The sequence below is a fragment of the Vibrio sp. J1-1 genome (assembly GCF_021728395.1).
GTDB lineage: Bacteria > Pseudomonadota > Gammaproteobacteria > Enterobacterales > Vibrionaceae > Vibrio.
This window is the reverse complement of record NZ_JAKKCM010000008.1, coordinates 80,740-96,231: the sequence shown is the minus strand read 5'-3', so window position 1 is coordinate 96,231 and position 15,492 is coordinate 80,740. Positions and strand designations below refer to the sequence as shown.

Below are 15,492 nucleotides of genomic sequence, written 5' to 3'. Positions count from 1 at the left end.
TTCAAACTTTTTAAATAAAAAATGTGTTCCCGAGCTTCATTAAGGTTACTACCCTGTCATTGAATTGTTAATTCAAGTATAGTGTCGGGCTGAAAATGCCACTTTTTATTAAAGTAAGCAATGGAAATAAAGTGATGATAACACTTGAATTCTAGAGTTTACTTGGGTGGTGTTGCGACGCAAGTCGTGTTGGAAGTAAAAGTGTAGTTAATTAGAAATTGGAAGCATGCATAATGAGCCAAGTAAAGCAGCTTGAACAAAACTACAACTATACAGTCGTTCGCCAATTTACCCTTGTGACCATTTTATGGGGCATAGTTGGTATGGCTGTTGGTGTTTTGATTGCCGCTCAATTAGTTTGGCCACAGCTAAACTTTGATACGCCGTGGTTGACGTACAGTCGTTTACGTCCGCTGCATACTAATGCGGTAATTTTTGCGTTTGGTACTAGTGCCCTGTTCGCAACATCTTATTATGTTGTTCAGCGTACTTGTCAAACACGTCTTTTTGGTGGCCCACTCGTTGCCTTCACCTTTTGGGGATGGCAAGCAATTATCTTAGCCGCGGCAATTACTCTACCTCAGGGGATGACCACCTCTAAAGAGTACGCTGAGCTAGAATGGCCTATTGATATCGCAATCGCGATTGTATGGGTTTCGTACGCAGTGGTGTTCTTCGGAACATTGGTAAAACGTAAGACCTCCCACATTTATGTGGCGAACTGGTTCTTCGGCGCGTTTATCATCACCGTAGCAGTACTTCACATCGTGAACAGCATGGCAGTTCCTGTTTCCTTGACTAAATCGTACTCGATTTATTCTGGAGCAGTGGATGCGATGGTTCAATGGTGGTATGGACACAATGCGGTAGGTTTCCTACTGACCGCTGGTTTCCTAGGTATGATGTACTACTTTGTCCCTAAACAAGCTGAACGTCCTGTTTACTCTTACCGTTTATCTATCGTTCACTTCTGGGCATTGATCTCCCTGTATATTTGGGCTGGTCCTCACCACCTTCACTATACTGCTCTACCTGACTGGACTCAGTCTTTGGGTATGGTGATGTCGTTGGTACTATTTGCTCCATCTTGGGGTGGTATGATCAACGGTATAATGACGCTGTCTGGTGCTTGGCATAAGCTTCGTTATGACCCTATCTTGCGTTTCCTAATTGTGTCGTTGTCTTTCTATGGTATGTCTACCTTCGAAGGCCCAATGATGGCAATCAAGACAGTAAACGCGCTTTCTCATTACACCGACTGGACCATTGGTCACGTTCACTCTGGTGCTTTGGGTTGGGTTGCTATGGTTTCTATCGGTTCGGTTTACCACTTGGTACCTCGCTTGTTCGGCCAAGAGCGCATGTACTCTGTCGGTTTGGTTAACGTGCATTTCTGGTTAGCAACAATCGGTACGGTTCTATACATCGTAGCGATGTGGATCTCTGGTGTAATGCAAGGCCTAATGTGGCGTGCAGTTAACTCTGACGGCACTCTGACTTACAGCTTTGTTGAGTCGGTACAAGCGTCATACCCATTCTATTTTGTTCGTTTCCTAGGTGGTTTAATCTTCCTATCAGGTATGATTCTAATGGCATACAACACGTACAAAACAGTAACTGCACCTAAAGAGAGCCTTAAGGCTATCCCACACCCGGCATAAGGAGATTTAAAGAATGAGTAATAATTCTAATAATCGCCATGAATTCCTAGAACGTAATGTCGGTTTGTTGGCTATTTTTATTGTTTTTGCTATCAGTTGGGGCGCGCTTGTTGAAATCACGCCTCTGATTTTCCAAAAACAAACAACGGAGCCTGTAGAAAACCTACGTGCTTACACACCTCTAGAATTGGAAGGTCGTGATCTATACATCCGTGAAGGCTGTAGCGTTTGCCACAGTCAGATGATTCGTCCTTTCCGTTCAGAAACAGAGCGTTACGGTCACTACTCTGTTGCGGGTGAAAGCGTTTGGGAACATCCATTCCTATGGGGTTCTAAACGTACTGGTCCAGATCTGGCTCGTGTAGGTGGTCGTTATTCTGACGAGTGGCACCGTGTTCACTTAATCGATCCACGTGAACTTGTTCCAGAATCAAACATGCCTGGTTTCCCATGGTTAGCTGAAAACGTCTTAGACGGCAGTTTGACACAGAAGAAACTTGAGTTGTTCCGTGATCAGTTTGGTGTTCCATACACAGATGAACAGATCGCGAATGCGACTAAAGAAGTAGAAGGTAAAACAGAGATGGATGCAATCATCGCTTACCTTCAGTCTCTTGGTCATGCAATGAAGTAAGGGGGACGTATGGATTTCGGTACGATTCATAGTGTTTATACCGTTGTGCTCTTCGCCAGTTTTATTGGCATTGTATGGTGGGCATTTAGTAAAAAGCGTAAATCACGTTTCGAAGAAGATGCTTACTTGGTCTTTGCTGACGAAGAACAAACGACCCCACATAACCAAGGAGTGAAGAAGTAATGACTACATTCTGGAGTCTCTGGATTATCGTGATTACTATCGGTACGTTAGTGGGCTGTGCAATCCTCCTGACTTGGTGCGCCAAAGATAAAATGGGCGTCGAGGAAGGGGCTGACATGGGCCACGAGTACGATGGTATTCGCGAGCTAAACAACCCGCTACCTAAGTGGTGGACTTACCTTTTTGTGAGTACTTTCGTGTTTTCTGCGGTGTACCTTGCTCTGTTCCCAGGTTTAGGAAGCTTTAAAGGCTTTTTGAATTGGGAGAGCTCGGCTCAAGAAGTGCGCTCACTTGAAGAGTCAAAGCAAGCCATCGCTGCGGCACAAGAGAACAAACAACTTAACCAATACGCTAAAGAGCTTGATGATGCGGATGCTTACTTTGGTGAAGCTTTCCGTAAACTAGCACACAACGAAAACGGCTTGCGCCCTATTCCGGAAATTGCTAACGATCCTGAAGCACTTAAAGTTGGTCAACGTTTGTTCTTGCAAAACTGTTCACAATGTCACGGCTCAGATGCTCGTGGTCAGCAAGGTTTCCCTAACCTGACTGATAACGCATGGCTGTATGGCGGTGAACCGCAAGCCATCGTAACAACCATCATGCATGGTCGTGTTGGTCAAATGCCAGCATGGAAAGATGCGCTTGGTGAAGAAGGCGTTCAAGAAGTGGTTAGCTACGCGCTTAGCCTTTCTGGTCGTAAAGTGAATGCTCGTGAAGCAGCAGCAGGTAAAGCACGCTTTGTGGTATGTGCGGCGTGTCACGGTACAGATGGTAAAGGTAACCCAGCAGTGGGTGCGCCTGACCTGACTGACCAATACTGGCTGTTTGGTGATTCACGTGCAGCAGTTACTGAAACTGTTATGAATGGCCGTTCTGGTGTCATGCCTGCCTGGAAAGATATTCTAGGTGAAGACAAGATCCAGTTGGTTGCATCATATGTCTGGAGCTTAAGCAACTCCGAGAATAAGTAACAGAGATATTAAGTAACATAGCAATAACAGCCCCTTTCATAGGGGCTGTCTTTCCTTTAAATTTAACGCCTCCTATTTTTTCATTTAGCTGTTGAGAACTTTTTTATGGTAAAGCCTTGGTATAAACAATTTTGGCCGTGGTTCCTGATTATCCTTCCCCTTATTGTTGTTGTTTGGACAATCGTGACAGTGGTTATCTTCTCAAATAACTCTGTTTCTTTAGTTGCTGAGGATTACTATAAAAAAGGTAAAGGAATTAACATCGACATCAGTAAAATGAATGTCGCTCGTGACCTAAACCTTAACGCGCATATTTCGTCTAATCGCAACACGGTTGTAATTCACTTTGATAAAGGCGAGTTGGCGCACTACCCGGCTTTAACCGCCACTTTTACTCACCGTACGCTTCCTGATCGCGATTTCTCCAAGTTAATTACTGCGGACGCTTCTGGTAATTACCGATTAACGCCAGACGAAGATATCCTCGGTCCTTGGTTCGTTGAGCTACAACCACACGACAATCAATGGATGATACAAGGTAAAGTTGAGTTTCCTGCCGCTGACACCGTTTTGATGAAGTAATCTTATGTGTAAATCCTGTTATCACTGTGGTGAAGATGTACCAGCCAACACGGATTTTAAGGTAGAAATACTTGGTGAAGTCCGTGATATGTGCTGTCCTGGTTGTCAGACGGTGGCAGAAACGATCATTGATAGTGGTCTCGTCTCTTATTACCAATACCGCACTGCATCAGCAGAAAAGGCAGATCTAGTACCAGAGCAGCTTCAAGCGCTGATTCACTATGATAATGAAGACGTCCAGTCGGAGTTTGTTCGTCATCATGACAATGTTTCTGAAGTGACCCTTTCTTTAGATGGTGTGTCCTGTGCGGCCTGCGCCTGGTTGATCGAAAAGCAGGTCTCCCATACCAAAGGCTTGGTTTCTATTCGTGTTAATACCACGACGAACCGCGCTTTGCTTGCTTGGGACAAAACGCAAGTTCGTTTAAGTGAATTACTTTCTGTGATTCATAAACTGGGCTATAAAGCGGCGCCATTTGAAGCTGACATGCAAGAAGCTTCTTATCATCGAATGATGAAGCAATACCTTTACCGATTGGGGGTTGCAGGCCTCGCGACCATGCAGGTCATGATGCTCGCTGTAGCGCTGTACTTGGAAGTTTTTGGCGACCTTGAGCCAGAGTTTAAAAGCTACTTTCGCTGGGTCAGCTTGATATTCGCCACGCCCGTGCTTCTCTACTCCGCACTTCCTTTCTATTTAAACGCCTGGCGAAGCATCAAAGGCCGTACATTGGGTATGGATGTACCTGTCTCGATCGCGCTCATTTTTGCCTATGTCGCCAGTCTCGTTGCCACGTTTACCGAGCAAGGAGAAGTCTTTTTTGAATCGATTTCGATGTTTACTTTCTTCCTGCTTGTCGGGCGTTTCCTGGAGATGCGCGCTCGTCGTAAAGCGGCAGCGGCAAGTGGTAACCTGCTTAAGTTGATTCCGGCCATTGCGACGACCTTAGATGGTGAGCAAATTCCAGTGAAGACGCTGAAAATTGGTGATCGCATTCGCGTACTGCCAGGTGAGCATATTCCTGCGGACGGAAAAGTGATTTCTGGTCGTATTCATATCGATGAATCCATGCTAACCGGAGAGTCGGTTCATGTTGTTAAGAAGGAAGGCGACGCTGTTTTTGCTGGAACACTTAATGGCGATGAATCGTTTGAACTTGAAGTGACGAGTTCTAAAGCGGATTCAGTTATTTCCAATATTGTACGACTGCAAGACGAAGCCCAGCATTCGAAGCCGAAAATTGCCGAAATTGCCGACGTTGTGGCGCGTTACTTTGTTGGTGCGATACTTATCATCTCTGCTGGCACTTGGTTTTATTGGCACCAAACGAAACCTGAAGATGCGTTCTGGATCATGCTGTCAGTTTTGGTTGCGACCTGCCCTTGTGCGCTTTCTTTGGCAACACCGACAGCGTTGACTTGTGCGACGTCAAGAATGGGCAACTTCGGTATTTTACTTCGTAAGGGCCACGTTTTTGAGACATTGTGCAAAGTGAATCACCTTGTTGTCGATAAAACTGGCACATTAACAAAAGGTGATATCGAAATCAGCCATACAAGCGTTTTTGGTACGCTCTCTGAGGCTGAAAGTCTCGCACTTGCAGCTGCACTTGAGGCTCATGCTAACCACCCTATTGCCCGTTCATTTTCTCAGTACGCGAATGAAGCTGTGGTTGTGTCAGATGTGAAAAATGTAATTGGCTCTGGTATCGAAGGCGTATGGAACGGCAAAGACGTGAAAATCGGCAGCGCTGCGTTTGTCGTAGACGAAGGCCGTGATGAAAGTAACGCCGTGTATCTATCGGTCAACGGAGAACATGTCGCAACGTTTTATTACCGCGATCCAATTCGTAAAGAAAGTCAGGCATTTATACAGCGTTTTGCAAAAGCAGGTATCAAGACCACGTTACTTACTGGCGATTCAATACAAAATGCTCAGCCTGTTGCGGATGAAATCGGTATCGACCATGTGATCGCATCTGCAAAACCAGAAGACAAACTCGCGTATCTTAAGAACCTGGATAGTGATGATATTACCATGATGGTTGGTGATGGTATCAACGATGCTCCGACACTTGCTGGCGCTCACTTGTCAGTAGCGATGGGCGGTGGTACAGATGTAGCAAAAGCATCGGCTGATATGACCCTACTGGGTGATAACCTGGAGAAGTTGTTAGAAGCCCGTTTACTTGCTCTTCGTACGAGAAAAATCATCAGAGAAAACTTGGCTTGGTCTTTGGGCTACAACCTGTTAATTTTGCCGCTAGCGGTTGCGGGATTAGTAGCACCTTACATTGCCGTTGTCGGGATGTCCGCAAGTTCAATTATCGTGGTATCCAACTCGTTGCGACTTCTTAAAGAGAAATAAATAGAGAAAGCTAACATGGAAAGCATATATATCTTAATTCCCATTGCCATCGTTCTGGTCTGTGTTGCTGTCGCTATTTTTCTCTGGGCTGTCCGCAGTGATCAGTTTGAAGATCTCGAGCGTCAAGGTCACAACATTCTTCTTGATGAAGAAGACAAATCAGACAATAAGAAATCGTAACTTTCTCTATGAATCCTGATTTTATTGGAGCGTTAATGATCGGACTCGTTGGGTCCGGTCACTGCATGGGCATGTGTGGTGGTATTGCCTCTCTCCTCTCACTCGGCTCGTCACAAGACAAAAGTTCCCCTCTCATTCCACTGTTTTACAATATGGGGCGATTATCCAGCTATGCGTTGTTTGGCGCACTTATCGGCGGCGCTATTTCTGGATTGAGTGAATTAAGCGGTTTAGCGCACTCTCTCGCATGGCTTCGCTTAGTCGCAGCAATATTTATGATTTTAGTTGCCTTATATATTGCTAAATGGTGGCAAGGTTTGCTCGCGATCGAAAAACTTGGTCAGACCCTTTGGAAGTTCATATCTCCAGCTGGAAAAAGTCTGCTACCGTTGAAAAGCTCGTATCATGCACTGCCATTTGGCTTTGTTTGGGGGTGGCTGCCATGTGGTTTAGTCTACTCAGCCTTAACTTGGTCGGCCGTTTCAGGAAGTGCGGTAAACGGTGGTTTGATCATGTTAGCATTTGGCGTGGGAACCCTCCCTTCGATGCTTGCTATTAGTTACGGGGCAAGTTATTTCCAGAAACTACAGAAATCATTAATATTTAGAAACATCTCTGCATTAATTCTTATTAGTTATGGAACGTATACTGTTGTAGGTGCCTTGCAAATGCTTGGTTTCATATAGTTTGAAAGTCTATACCCACAATATTTTTACTATCCTTTAGGATTAAGCAGTGCTAAAATATTGATGTATATCAAATAGTGAAAGGTTGTTATGATTTCTGAAAAACCTGCAACAAAGCGTGTCCAATCAGGTGGTTGTGCAATTCACTGCCAAGATTGTAGCATCAGTCAGTTGTGTATCCCATTCACTCTGAATGAATCTGAACTTGATCAGCTTGACCAGATCATAGAGCGTAAAAAGCCGATTCAAAAAGGCCAAGAGATATTCAAGGCAGGCGATGAGCTTAAGTCTTTGTACGCTATCCGTTCTGGCACAATCAAGAGCTATACAATCACTGAGCAAGGCGATGAGCAAATCACGGCGTTTCACTTAGCGGGTGACCTCGTAGGCTTTGACGCGATTACTGGTGACTGCCACCCTAGTTTTGCCCAAGCTTTAGAAACGTCTATGGTTTGTGAAATTCCATACGAAATTCTAGATGACTTGTCAGGTAAGATGCCTAAACTGCGTCAGCAAATTATGCGTTTGATGAGTAACGAAATCAAAGGCGATCAGGAGATGATCCTGCTGCTTTCCAAGAAGAACGCTGAAGAGCGTCTGGCTGCATTCCTATTCAACCTATCAACACGTTTTTCTCAACGTGGCTTTAGTCCTAGAGAGTTCCGTCTAACGATGACTCGTGGTGATATTGGTAACTATCTTGGTCTGACTGTTGAAACGATCAGCCGTCTTCTAGGGCGTTTCCAAAAATCTGAGATCTTAAGTGTAAAGGGTAAATATATCACTATCTTAGATCATGATGCGCTGATGGAACTTGCAGGCGTAACAACAGAGTAACCTCTCCTATTATTTGATGTGGCTTTTAGCTGAGCCACATCATGTTTCTCACAAAATCCCTTCAAAAGTCTTCAAAAACTTCATCAAACTAAGCTACATTAAAATTATACAGTGAGTACTCCAATATACTGATTTACTTTATATTCAGTAGTTGGTCTTGCAATAAAAGTGGGCTTAGATATGAGTATATACAGTAAGATTCTAGTTGTTGCTAACATCAATAGTGATGATCAGCCGGCACTCGCAAGAGCCGTTCAATTGGCTCAAAAAAGCGTATCAAGAAGCCGAATTACTTTCTTTTTATCCATCTATGATTTTTCGTATGACATGACTTCAATGTTATCGGTGGATGAACGAGATGCGATGCGTCGTGGCGTTATCCATCAGCGTGAGCAATGGATGCGCAAAATTGCTCAACCATACTTAGACGACAGCTTTGACTTTGACGTGTGTGTGGTTTGGCACAATCGTCCTTACGAAGCAATCATAGGTGAAGTGTTTGCGGGTAGCCACGATCTGTTAATTAAGGGCACTCGAAAACATGATGTCTTAGAGTCTGTGATTTTCACGCCTACAGACTGGCATTTGCTGCGTAAATGCCCTATCCCGGTATTGCTTATTAAGAATGCGGACTGGCCAGAGCACGCTAATATTCTGGCTTCTGTTCACGTTGGCTCAGAAAACGATACGCACATTGACCTGAATGACTCGATGGTTGAACGTTTGAAAGAGATGTGCGGTCGTTTGAACGCGGAGCCGTTTCTTGTGAACGCTTATCCGGTAACTCCGGCGAATATCACCATCGAGCTACCTGAATTTGACCCAACGACTTACACAGATGCGGTTCGTGGTCATCACCTAACCGCGATGAAAGCCCTTCGCCAAAAGCATGGGCTGGATGAAGAACAGACCGTCGTTGAGCAAGGGTTACCAGAAGATGTAATCCCTGCTGCTGCGGAACGTTTAAACGCAGCGATGGTTATTTTGGGCACCACGGGTCGTACAGGACTTTCAGCCGTCTTTATTGGTAATACGGCCGAGCATGTGATTGATAAGATCAACTGTGACGTTCTTGCATTGAAACCAAAAGGTTACATCAGTCCACTGGATCCAAACGAAGCCACTTAATCTAGTCATTCGGTAGTCATAAAAAATCCTCCACTTTTGGAGGGTTTTTTATAAGTTGAGCGTAAAAACTAAAAAAGGAAGGTACCGTGACCTTCCTTTCTTAATTCATCTCAATTAGATGTTTGTCACATCAATGAACATAGACTCATCAATGTTAGTTGAAGAGACGACCGCTTCACTGAACTCGTACTCTTCACGGTTACCTTCGCGATCGAGTGGAAGGTTAACAAAATCAAACAACTCTTTGTCAGCCAGTTGGCTTGGGCTTACGTTCTGGATTGATTTGAAAATCGCTTCGACGCGTCCCGGTGTCTTTTTATCCCATTCAATCAACATTGCTTTGATCGATTGACGTTGCAAGTTCTCTTGAGAGCCACACAAGTTGCAAGGAATGATTGGGAAATCTTTATGCTCTGCGTATTTAATTAGATCTTTTTCACGGCAGTATGTCAGCGGACGAATAACAACATTTCGACCGTCATCAGAACGTAGCTTTGGAGGCATCGCTTTTAGACGCGAACCATGAAACATATTTAGGAACATGGTTTCAACGATGTCATCCATGTGGTGACCTAGAGCAAGCTTAGTTGCACCAATTTTCTCTGCAAACGAATAAAGTGTACCGCGGCGTAGACGTGAACACAGACCACATGTTGTCTTACCTTCTGGCACTTTTTCTTTTACAACCGAGTAAGTATCCTTATCTACGATGTAGTAAGGGATATCAAGCGTTTCGAAATAATCTGGAAGAATATGTTCTGGGAAGCCCGGCTGTTTCTGGTCGAGGTTTACTGCAACCACTTCGAATTTAATTGGTGCGGCTTTTTGAAGATTCAACAGGATATCGAGCATCGCAAATGAATCTTTACCACCACTTATACATGCCATGACAACATCACCTTCTTCAATCATGTTGTATTCAGTAATGGCATTTCCAACATTTCTTCTCAGACGTTTCTGAAGCTTGTTGAATTCAAGGGTTTCTTTTCTTGTATCTTTCTGGTTCATTGCGAGCTCTCACATCGCCGATAAAATCGACGGTAGGACTTCCTAACGTGGTTTTCTATGGGGCGTGGATTATACGGTCTTTTTACTTAGGATTAAATATTTGTCTTAATTGAGAACGGATAAATCCAATGATTTCTTTACCGTAAAACGAAAAAAGCCGCTGTAGCGGCTCTTCAATTAGATCGATATGGCTTATTTCGCTTTAGGTAGATACGGCAGAACTCGCATGGTTGGCTCTGGTAGCGTAATCGTGCCCCCCTCACCAATCTCGCTCAAAGCAACTTGTACTTTGCCATTTACAATTGGCTTTTCTGTTCCGTTCGAGAATGCAATCGTGCTATCCAGGCCATTGCTAAATTCCATCGTCACGCCCTGAACATCAGGAGTAAACCAGCCAGCAAACATGCCACCTAAGTCTTCTAGCATACTTTGCATCTGAGGCATTAATGGTGCTAACTGTTCATAAGATACGTTACCCTGTAATGGCTCTTTTGTCATAACCACCAATGAGTAATCACAACGAGTGTCTATAGGAGTCTGAACGAAGACTAAAGGGTTCGCCGATTTAAGGTTTTTATCGATTGGAAGCGGAAGTTCTTTGGATGCTGGAATCACGAATTCTTCGTAGTGCTCCTCTTTCTCCATCCAGGCTTTTTCAATGTCACACAGCTGCTTAGTATCTGCGTTAACGAAAAATACGCCGACTTTTACATCGTCGTGGCCTTCCTTATTGTTATTCTTCAGCTGAGTGTAGAGCTTCGAATAGGTAAACATGTATTCTTGAGCTTGTGTTGCAGGCGCCGCTAACATCAGAGCCGCAGTACCAAGTAAACTTAGGCTTAACTTCTTCATTTGAACCGTTGATTTGTTTTAGTTTGTGTCATTGTGGGGAATCGGCTAGCAAACGTTTTAATCAAAGGTAGAGCAACTTCGCCAGGAAGTTACTGCTCTACTACTTCTTGCGCCGCAGTTGTCACTGATTCATCCATCGCCGTGTTCGTGCTCAATATTGGTTTGAGCCATTCTGAGCATCCTTATAGCACCTTTACCGCATTAAGTTACGTGATTAGTAACAAAACGAGAAGTTCCCCACGCAGATTCTTATTCTAGTTGAATTGTGGTTCGGGCTTCTGATAGGCCCTTTCACATGGGTTTGGTGTTGATATAAAAATGGCGACTCTTTGTAAGCCGCCATTGATTGCTATTCAAGCGTCACTCTAAGCATCAAAGACCTGAGAGTTGCCGTCGTGATCGTTATCATTATTATTTTTTTGTTTCGCTACAATTTTGAGTTTGATGCCAAACATCTCTCGGTAAAGGATTCCCTTCAAGTGGAAGAAGAATGGCAACACCAAAATAAGTCCGATACCGTAGAACATCGCTGCGATAATAAACATGAACATCACGCCCAGGTATAGGGTTGCGACGACGAAAATCTTTTTATTTACCGCTCGTAATGAGAGTAACAGCGATTGCATTGGCGGCACTCGTTTCTCACAAATGAGTAGGATGGAGTGACTGAATGCCAGAGAAAGGTATAACGATAACGGAGCCAAAAGCATACCCACAAGCCCTTGAAGGGTCAGACTCATTAACGTCGCCAGAATAACCGGAACCGTGAATTGTAACCCTTTACCTACGTGGCGAAGCTTTGTTTTGAGACCAGCCACGTGGCTCATTGCCATCAAGCTGATGCCTGCGTAAATTGGTGCGCTGATCACTTCATAGCTAAAGTTTGCTACGTAAATAGCTGAAACGATGTTGGTTGAAAAAGAATCTGGGTTTTGTATAGCATCTAGAATTACGCTTGGGTCACCCAGTTGTAGCTGCAATGCGATATAGAAAATGCCTACCTGAACCAAAAGCAAGACGATAATCGCAGGAGAAAATGACAAAAAGTGTTGAATGGTGGCGCGCCATGCTTCACTAAAAACCGCCCCGGCTTTCAGTTCGTAGTTGCCAGACAAAGCCCGCTCTACACTCCCTCCAAGGTTAAAATCGTTCTCAAAGTCGTTGTTCATATATTATCCAAGATTCACTTGTGAAATTTTTACTGGGATACCAGTCAATTTGTGTGTCCGCCATTATAAAGAATTCTTGCCACGTCTAAAATCATAACTCGCTCTCAATCCTTGCAATATCCACTATTTGGTCGATAATTAGCCACTCACAAGGCCATGAAATTGAAAACAATTGTTGCAGAGCGGTAAGCCTTAAAAAACGCTGTAGAAATTCGGAGTAATCATATAAAAACAGTATGGTAAGGAATGATTACTTTTGCCTGTGAAATTTTTTCTGATTAGAGGCTAAAAAATGCTTTGATTTCACAATTTTGGTGATTATGATGCGCGCCTCAAAAGTGAATGGCTAAAGTCACATCAATTGGCGTAAACCCAAATTTGAACGTGGGAGAAATACAGACGTTGAACGCTAAACAGCAAGCAGGAAATCCAGTTATTCGTTTATCTGGCATTAGTAAGAGTTTTGATGGTAAGGAAATCATCAGCAATTTAAATCTGGATGTTAATCATGGTGAGTTTCTAACGATTCTTGGTCCATCTGGCTGTGGTAAAACAACCGTTTTACGTATGGTCGCGGGCTTTGAAGCGGTAGACAACGGTCAAATTATTTTGGATAACCAAGATGTTACTCAGGTCCCTGCTGAACAAAGACACGTCAACACCGTATTCCAAAGTTACGCACTATTTCCTCACATGACTGTTTTTGAAAACGTTGCGTTTGGTCTTCGTATGCAGAAAACGCCTGCAGCAGAGATTGAACCGCGCGTGATGGAAGCGTTACGTATGGTGCGCCTTGAAAAAATGGCTCAGCGTAAACCGCATCAACTTTCAGGTGGCCAGCAACAGCGTATTGCTATCGCTCGTGCGGTGGTGAATAAACCAAAAGTCTTGCTGCTTGATGAATCGCTTTCTGCACTGGATTACAAATTGCGTAAGCAAATGCAGATTGAGCTTAAACAGTTGCAGCGCCAACTAGGCATTACCTTTATCTTTGTGACGCACGATCAGGAAGAAGCGCTATCAATGTCGGACCGTATCATCGTAATGCGTGACGGCGTCATTGAGCAAGATGGTTCTCCGCGTGAAATTTACGAAGAGCCTAAAAACCTGTTTGTTGCGCGCTTTATCGGCGAAATCAACGTATTCAATGCAACCATGTTAGAACGCATCGATGAAAAACGCATTCGCGCTGACATTGAAGGCATTGAGTCGGTGGTGTATTACGATGAAGAAGCTCAAGCTGGCGATAAGCTCCAAGTATTACTCCGCCCTGAAGACTTGCGTATCGAAGAGATAAAAGAGTCAGAAGAAAAAGGCATTGTGGGTCACGTGACAGAGCGTACCTATAAAGGTATGACGCTAGATTCTGTTATTGAACTGGATTCAGGAATGCGCGTAATGGTTAGCGAGTTCTTTAACGAAGATGATCCCGACGTGGACCACTCACTTGGCCAAAAAGTCGCTATCACTTGGGTTGAGAGCTGGGAGGTTGTCCTCAATGATAACCAAGAAGATTAATCTTCAGAACGCGATCATTACCCTAATTGTTGGTTGGCTAACACTGTTTGTGTTGGTTCCTAACCTGATGATTATTGGTACCAGTTTCTTAACGCGTGACGAAGCGAACCTAATCGAACTTACCTTTACATTAGACAACTACGTTCGTCTGTTCGATCCGCTGTACGCGAAAGTGCTCATGCACTCGTTCTACATGGCGATCATCGCGACGTTACTGTGTTTAGTGATTGGTTACCCATTTGCGTATATCGTCGCGAAAATGCCAGAGAAATGGCGTCCGTTTATGCTGTTTTTGGTGATTGTACCCTTCTGGACAAACTCGTTGATCCGTACATACGGCTTGAAGATTGTTTTGGGTACTCAAGGCATTTTGAATAAGTCGCTGATGGCAATGGAAATCATCGATAAGCCTCTACGAATCATGTATACCGAAACAGCAGTAATGATTGGTCTCGTGTACATCTTGCTTCCATTTATGATTCTGCCGCTTTATTCGGCAATCGAGAAGCTGGACAACACCTACATCGAAGCGGCGAAAGATTTGGGTGCGAACAAATTTCAGACCATTACAAAAGTTATCCTGCCTTTGACGATGCCAGGCATCATCGGCGGCTGTTTGTTGGTTCTTCTCCCTGCGCTTGGCATGTTCTATATCTCTGACCTTCTCGGCGGCGCGAAGAACTTGCTTATCGGTAACGTCATTAAGAGCCAGGTATTGAATGCACGTGATTGGCCATTTGGTGCAGCAACCAGTATTGCCCTCACCATTGCAATGGCAATTATGCTATACGCCTACTATCGAGCAGGTAAGTTATTGAACAAGAAAGTGGAGCTAGACTAATGGGACGCACAGTTAGATTTAGCTTTATGGCACTGGTCTATGCGTTTTTGTATTTGCCAATTATCGTGCTTATTGTGAACTCATTTAATGCGAATAAATTTGGCATGAAATGGGGCGGGTTTACCACTAAGTGGTACGAAACCTTAGTGAACAATGACAGCCTGATGCAGGCCGCGTGGCACTCGCTAAATGTTGCCGTGTTTTCTGCAACAGCTGCTACTATTATTGGTAGTTTGACGGCAGTTGCCCTATTCCGTTACTCCTTTAAAGGGAAAGGCGCAGTAAATGGCATGCTGTTTGTTGTAATGATGTCACCAGACATCGTGATGGCAATTTCATTGTTGGCGCTGTTTTTAGTGCTGGGTGCACAGCTTGGTTTCTTTACACTGTTGATTGCGCACATCACCTTCTGTTTACCATTTGTCGTGGTAACGGTTTACAGCCGCTTGAACGGCTTTGATGTGAAAATGTTGGAAGCAGCGAAGGACCTTGGCGCAAGTGAATGGGTTATCTTGAAGAAGGTAATTCTTCCCCTCGCGAAACCAGCGGTTGCTGCGGGCTGGCTATTGAGCTTTACGCTGTCTTTGGACGACGTAATTATCAGTTCGTTTGTGACGGGCCCAACCTACGAAATCTTACCATTGAAAATTTACTCAATGGTGAAAGTGGGCATTTCACCGGAAGTGAATGCTCTAGCAACGGTTATGTTGATTGTTTCTTTGGTACTTGTGGTGCTTTCTCAGTTGCTTGCAAGAGAAAAAGTAAAGTAAAATCAACATCCGTTAACATCACGAAACAGAATGGTTACATATCATTCTGTTTTTCTATCTATCGTCCAAAATGGTTTGGACAACGTTTGGTTTGGAGCTAA

General features: G+C 44.1%; 16 protein-coding genes. 13 read left to right on the top strand and 3 right to left on the bottom strand.

Annotation, left to right across the window (positions count from 1 at the left end; translation table 11 throughout):
- Positions 1-233 precede the first annotated feature (233 nt).
- The 10 genes from ccoN (at position 234) to uspE (ending at position 9,233) form a co-directional block, all read left to right on the top strand.
- Positions 234-1,661: a cytochrome-c oxidase, cbb3-type subunit I gene (gene ccoN / locus L3V31_RS14395; protein WP_176291519.1), complete on the top strand. Its 1,428-nt coding sequence runs from the start codon at positions 234-236 to the stop codon at positions 1,659-1,661.
- Between the two features lie 13 nt (positions 1,662-1,674).
- On the top strand, positions 1,675-2,295 hold the full coding sequence (gene ccoO / locus L3V31_RS14390) for a cytochrome-c oxidase, cbb3-type subunit II (RefSeq protein WP_237316779.1): 621 nt from the start codon (positions 1,675-1,677) through the stop codon (positions 2,293-2,295).
- 9 nt (positions 2,296-2,304) lie between these two features.
- Positions 2,305-2,478: a CcoQ/FixQ family Cbb3-type cytochrome c oxidase assembly chaperone gene (locus L3V31_RS14385; RefSeq protein ID WP_237316777.1), complete on the top strand. Its 174-nt coding sequence runs from the start codon at positions 2,305-2,307 to the stop codon at positions 2,476-2,478.
- The gene (gene ccoP / locus L3V31_RS14380) at positions 2,478-3,452 is read left to right on the top strand and encodes a cytochrome-c oxidase, cbb3-type subunit III (protein ID WP_237316776.1); all 975 of its coding nucleotides are present in this window, start codon (positions 2,478-2,480) and stop codon (positions 3,450-3,452) included. Before L3V31_RS14385 ends, ccoP begins: the two co-directional genes overlap by 1 nt.
- Before the next feature lie 105 nt (positions 3,453-3,557).
- Entirely contained in the window at positions 3,558-4,034 is a 477-nt protein-coding gene (locus L3V31_RS14375; protein ID WP_237316774.1) for a FixH family protein, read from the top strand.
- A gap of 4 nt (positions 4,035-4,038) precedes the next feature.
- The gene (locus tag L3V31_RS14370) at positions 4,039-6,402 is read left to right on the top strand and encodes a heavy metal translocating P-type ATPase metal-binding domain-containing protein (protein WP_237316772.1); all 2,364 of its coding nucleotides are present in this window, start codon (positions 4,039-4,041) and stop codon (positions 6,400-6,402) included.
- A gap of 15 nt (positions 6,403-6,417) precedes the next feature.
- Positions 6,418-6,582 (top strand): cbb3-type cytochrome oxidase assembly protein CcoS, encoded by a 165-nt coding sequence (ccoS, locus tag L3V31_RS14365; RefSeq protein ID WP_014231836.1) that lies wholly within the window; start codon positions 6,418-6,420, stop codon positions 6,580-6,582.
- An 8-nt stretch (positions 6,583-6,590) separates the two neighbouring features.
- Positions 6,591-7,268, top strand: coding sequence for a sulfite exporter TauE/SafE family protein (locus L3V31_RS14360; RefSeq protein WP_237316770.1), 678 nt, complete (start codon positions 6,591-6,593; stop codon positions 7,266-7,268).
- 90 nt (positions 7,269-7,358) lie between these two features.
- Positions 7,359-8,105, top strand: a complete 747-nt coding sequence (locus L3V31_RS14355) for an FNR family transcription factor (RefSeq protein WP_237316768.1) — start codon at positions 7,359-7,361, stop codon at positions 8,103-8,105.
- 180 nt (positions 8,106-8,285) lie between these two features.
- Positions 8,286-9,233: a universal stress protein UspE gene (gene uspE / locus L3V31_RS14350; RefSeq protein ID WP_237316766.1), complete on the top strand. Its 948-nt coding sequence runs from the start codon at positions 8,286-8,288 to the stop codon at positions 9,231-9,233.
- Positions 9,234-9,347: 114 nt separating this feature from the next.
- On the opposite strand, the gene ttcA is transcribed toward uspE, so the two are convergent.
- The 3 genes from ttcA to L3V31_RS14335 all read right to left on the bottom strand — a co-directional run bounded on the left by ttcA (position 9,348) and on the right by L3V31_RS14335 (position 12,262).
- Entirely contained in the window at positions 9,348-10,241 is an 894-nt protein-coding gene (gene ttcA, locus L3V31_RS14345) for a tRNA 2-thiocytidine(32) synthetase TtcA (protein ID WP_237316764.1), read from the bottom strand.
- Between the two features lie 192 nt (positions 10,242-10,433).
- On the bottom strand, positions 10,434-11,093 hold the full coding sequence (locus L3V31_RS14340) for a DUF2987 domain-containing protein (protein ID WP_237316762.1): 660 nt from the start codon (positions 11,091-11,093) through the stop codon (positions 10,434-10,436).
- A 365-nt stretch (positions 11,094-11,458) separates the two neighbouring features.
- Positions 11,459-12,262: a hypothetical protein gene (locus tag L3V31_RS14335; protein WP_237316760.1), complete on the bottom strand. Its 804-nt coding sequence runs from the start codon at positions 12,260-12,262 to the stop codon at positions 11,459-11,461.
- Between the two features lie 342 nt (positions 12,263-12,604).
- Between L3V31_RS14335 and potA the strand changes: the two genes are divergently transcribed.
- Genes potA through potC form a run of 3 tightly spaced genes read left to right on the top strand, consistent with a single transcriptional unit; the run spans position 12,605 to position 15,391 of the window.
- Positions 12,605-13,780, top strand: a complete 1,176-nt coding sequence (potA, locus tag L3V31_RS14330; RefSeq protein WP_237316758.1) for a spermidine/putrescine ABC transporter ATP-binding protein PotA — start codon at positions 12,605-12,607, stop codon at positions 13,778-13,780.
- Positions 13,761-14,621, top strand: a complete 861-nt coding sequence (gene potB / locus L3V31_RS14325) for a spermidine/putrescine ABC transporter permease PotB (RefSeq protein WP_237316755.1) — start codon at positions 13,761-13,763, stop codon at positions 14,619-14,621. The genes potA and potB overlap by 20 nt, the downstream gene beginning before the upstream one ends.
- Positions 14,621-15,391 carry a spermidine/putrescine ABC transporter permease PotC gene (potC, locus tag L3V31_RS14320; protein WP_237316753.1) on the top strand — a complete coding sequence of 257 codons (771 nt, stop codon included), beginning with the start codon at positions 14,621-14,623 and terminating at the stop codon, positions 15,389-15,391. Before potB ends, potC begins: the two co-directional genes overlap by 1 nt.
- Positions 15,392-15,492 lie beyond the last annotated feature (101 nt).

Coding starts and splice junctions, on each gene's coding strand:
- uspE (WP_237316766.1), top strand. CDS start 8,286: ATGAGTATATACAGTAAGATTCTAGTTGTTGCTAACATCAATAGTGAT.
- ccoN (WP_176291519.1), top strand. CDS start 234: ATGAGCCAAGTAAAGCAGCTTGAACAAAACTACAACTATACAGTCGTT.
- L3V31_RS14340 (WP_237316762.1), bottom strand. CDS start 11,093: ATGAAGAAGTTAAGCCTAAGTTTACTTGGTACTGCGGCTCTGATGTTA.
- potC (WP_237316753.1), top strand. CDS start 14,621: ATGGGACGCACAGTTAGATTTAGCTTTATGGCACTGGTCTATGCGTTT.
- ttcA (WP_237316764.1), bottom strand. CDS start 10,241: ATGAACCAGAAAGATACAAGAAAAGAAACCCTTGAATTCAACAAGCTT.
- L3V31_RS14375 (WP_237316774.1), top strand. CDS start 3,558: ATGGTAAAGCCTTGGTATAAACAATTTTGGCCGTGGTTCCTGATTATC.
- ccoP (WP_237316776.1), top strand. CDS start 2,478: ATGACTACATTCTGGAGTCTCTGGATTATCGTGATTACTATCGGTACG.
- L3V31_RS14355 (WP_237316768.1), top strand. CDS start 7,359: ATGATTTCTGAAAAACCTGCAACAAAGCGTGTCCAATCAGGTGGTTGT.
- ccoO (WP_237316779.1), top strand. CDS start 1,675: ATGAGTAATAATTCTAATAATCGCCATGAATTCCTAGAACGTAATGTC.
- L3V31_RS14360 (WP_237316770.1), top strand. CDS start 6,591: ATGAATCCTGATTTTATTGGAGCGTTAATGATCGGACTCGTTGGGTCC.
- L3V31_RS14385 (WP_237316777.1), top strand. CDS start 2,305: ATGGATTTCGGTACGATTCATAGTGTTTATACCGTTGTGCTCTTCGCC.
- potB (WP_237316755.1), top strand. CDS start 13,761: ATGATAACCAAGAAGATTAATCTTCAGAACGCGATCATTACCCTAATT.
- potA (WP_237316758.1), top strand. CDS start 12,605: ATGGCTAAAGTCACATCAATTGGCGTAAACCCAAATTTGAACGTGGGA.
- L3V31_RS14370 (WP_237316772.1), top strand. CDS start 4,039: ATGTGTAAATCCTGTTATCACTGTGGTGAAGATGTACCAGCCAACACG.
- ccoS (WP_014231836.1), top strand. CDS start 6,418: ATGGAAAGCATATATATCTTAATTCCCATTGCCATCGTTCTGGTCTGT.
- L3V31_RS14335 (WP_237316760.1), bottom strand. CDS start 12,262: ATGAACAACGACTTTGAGAACGATTTTAACCTTGGAGGGAGTGTAGAG.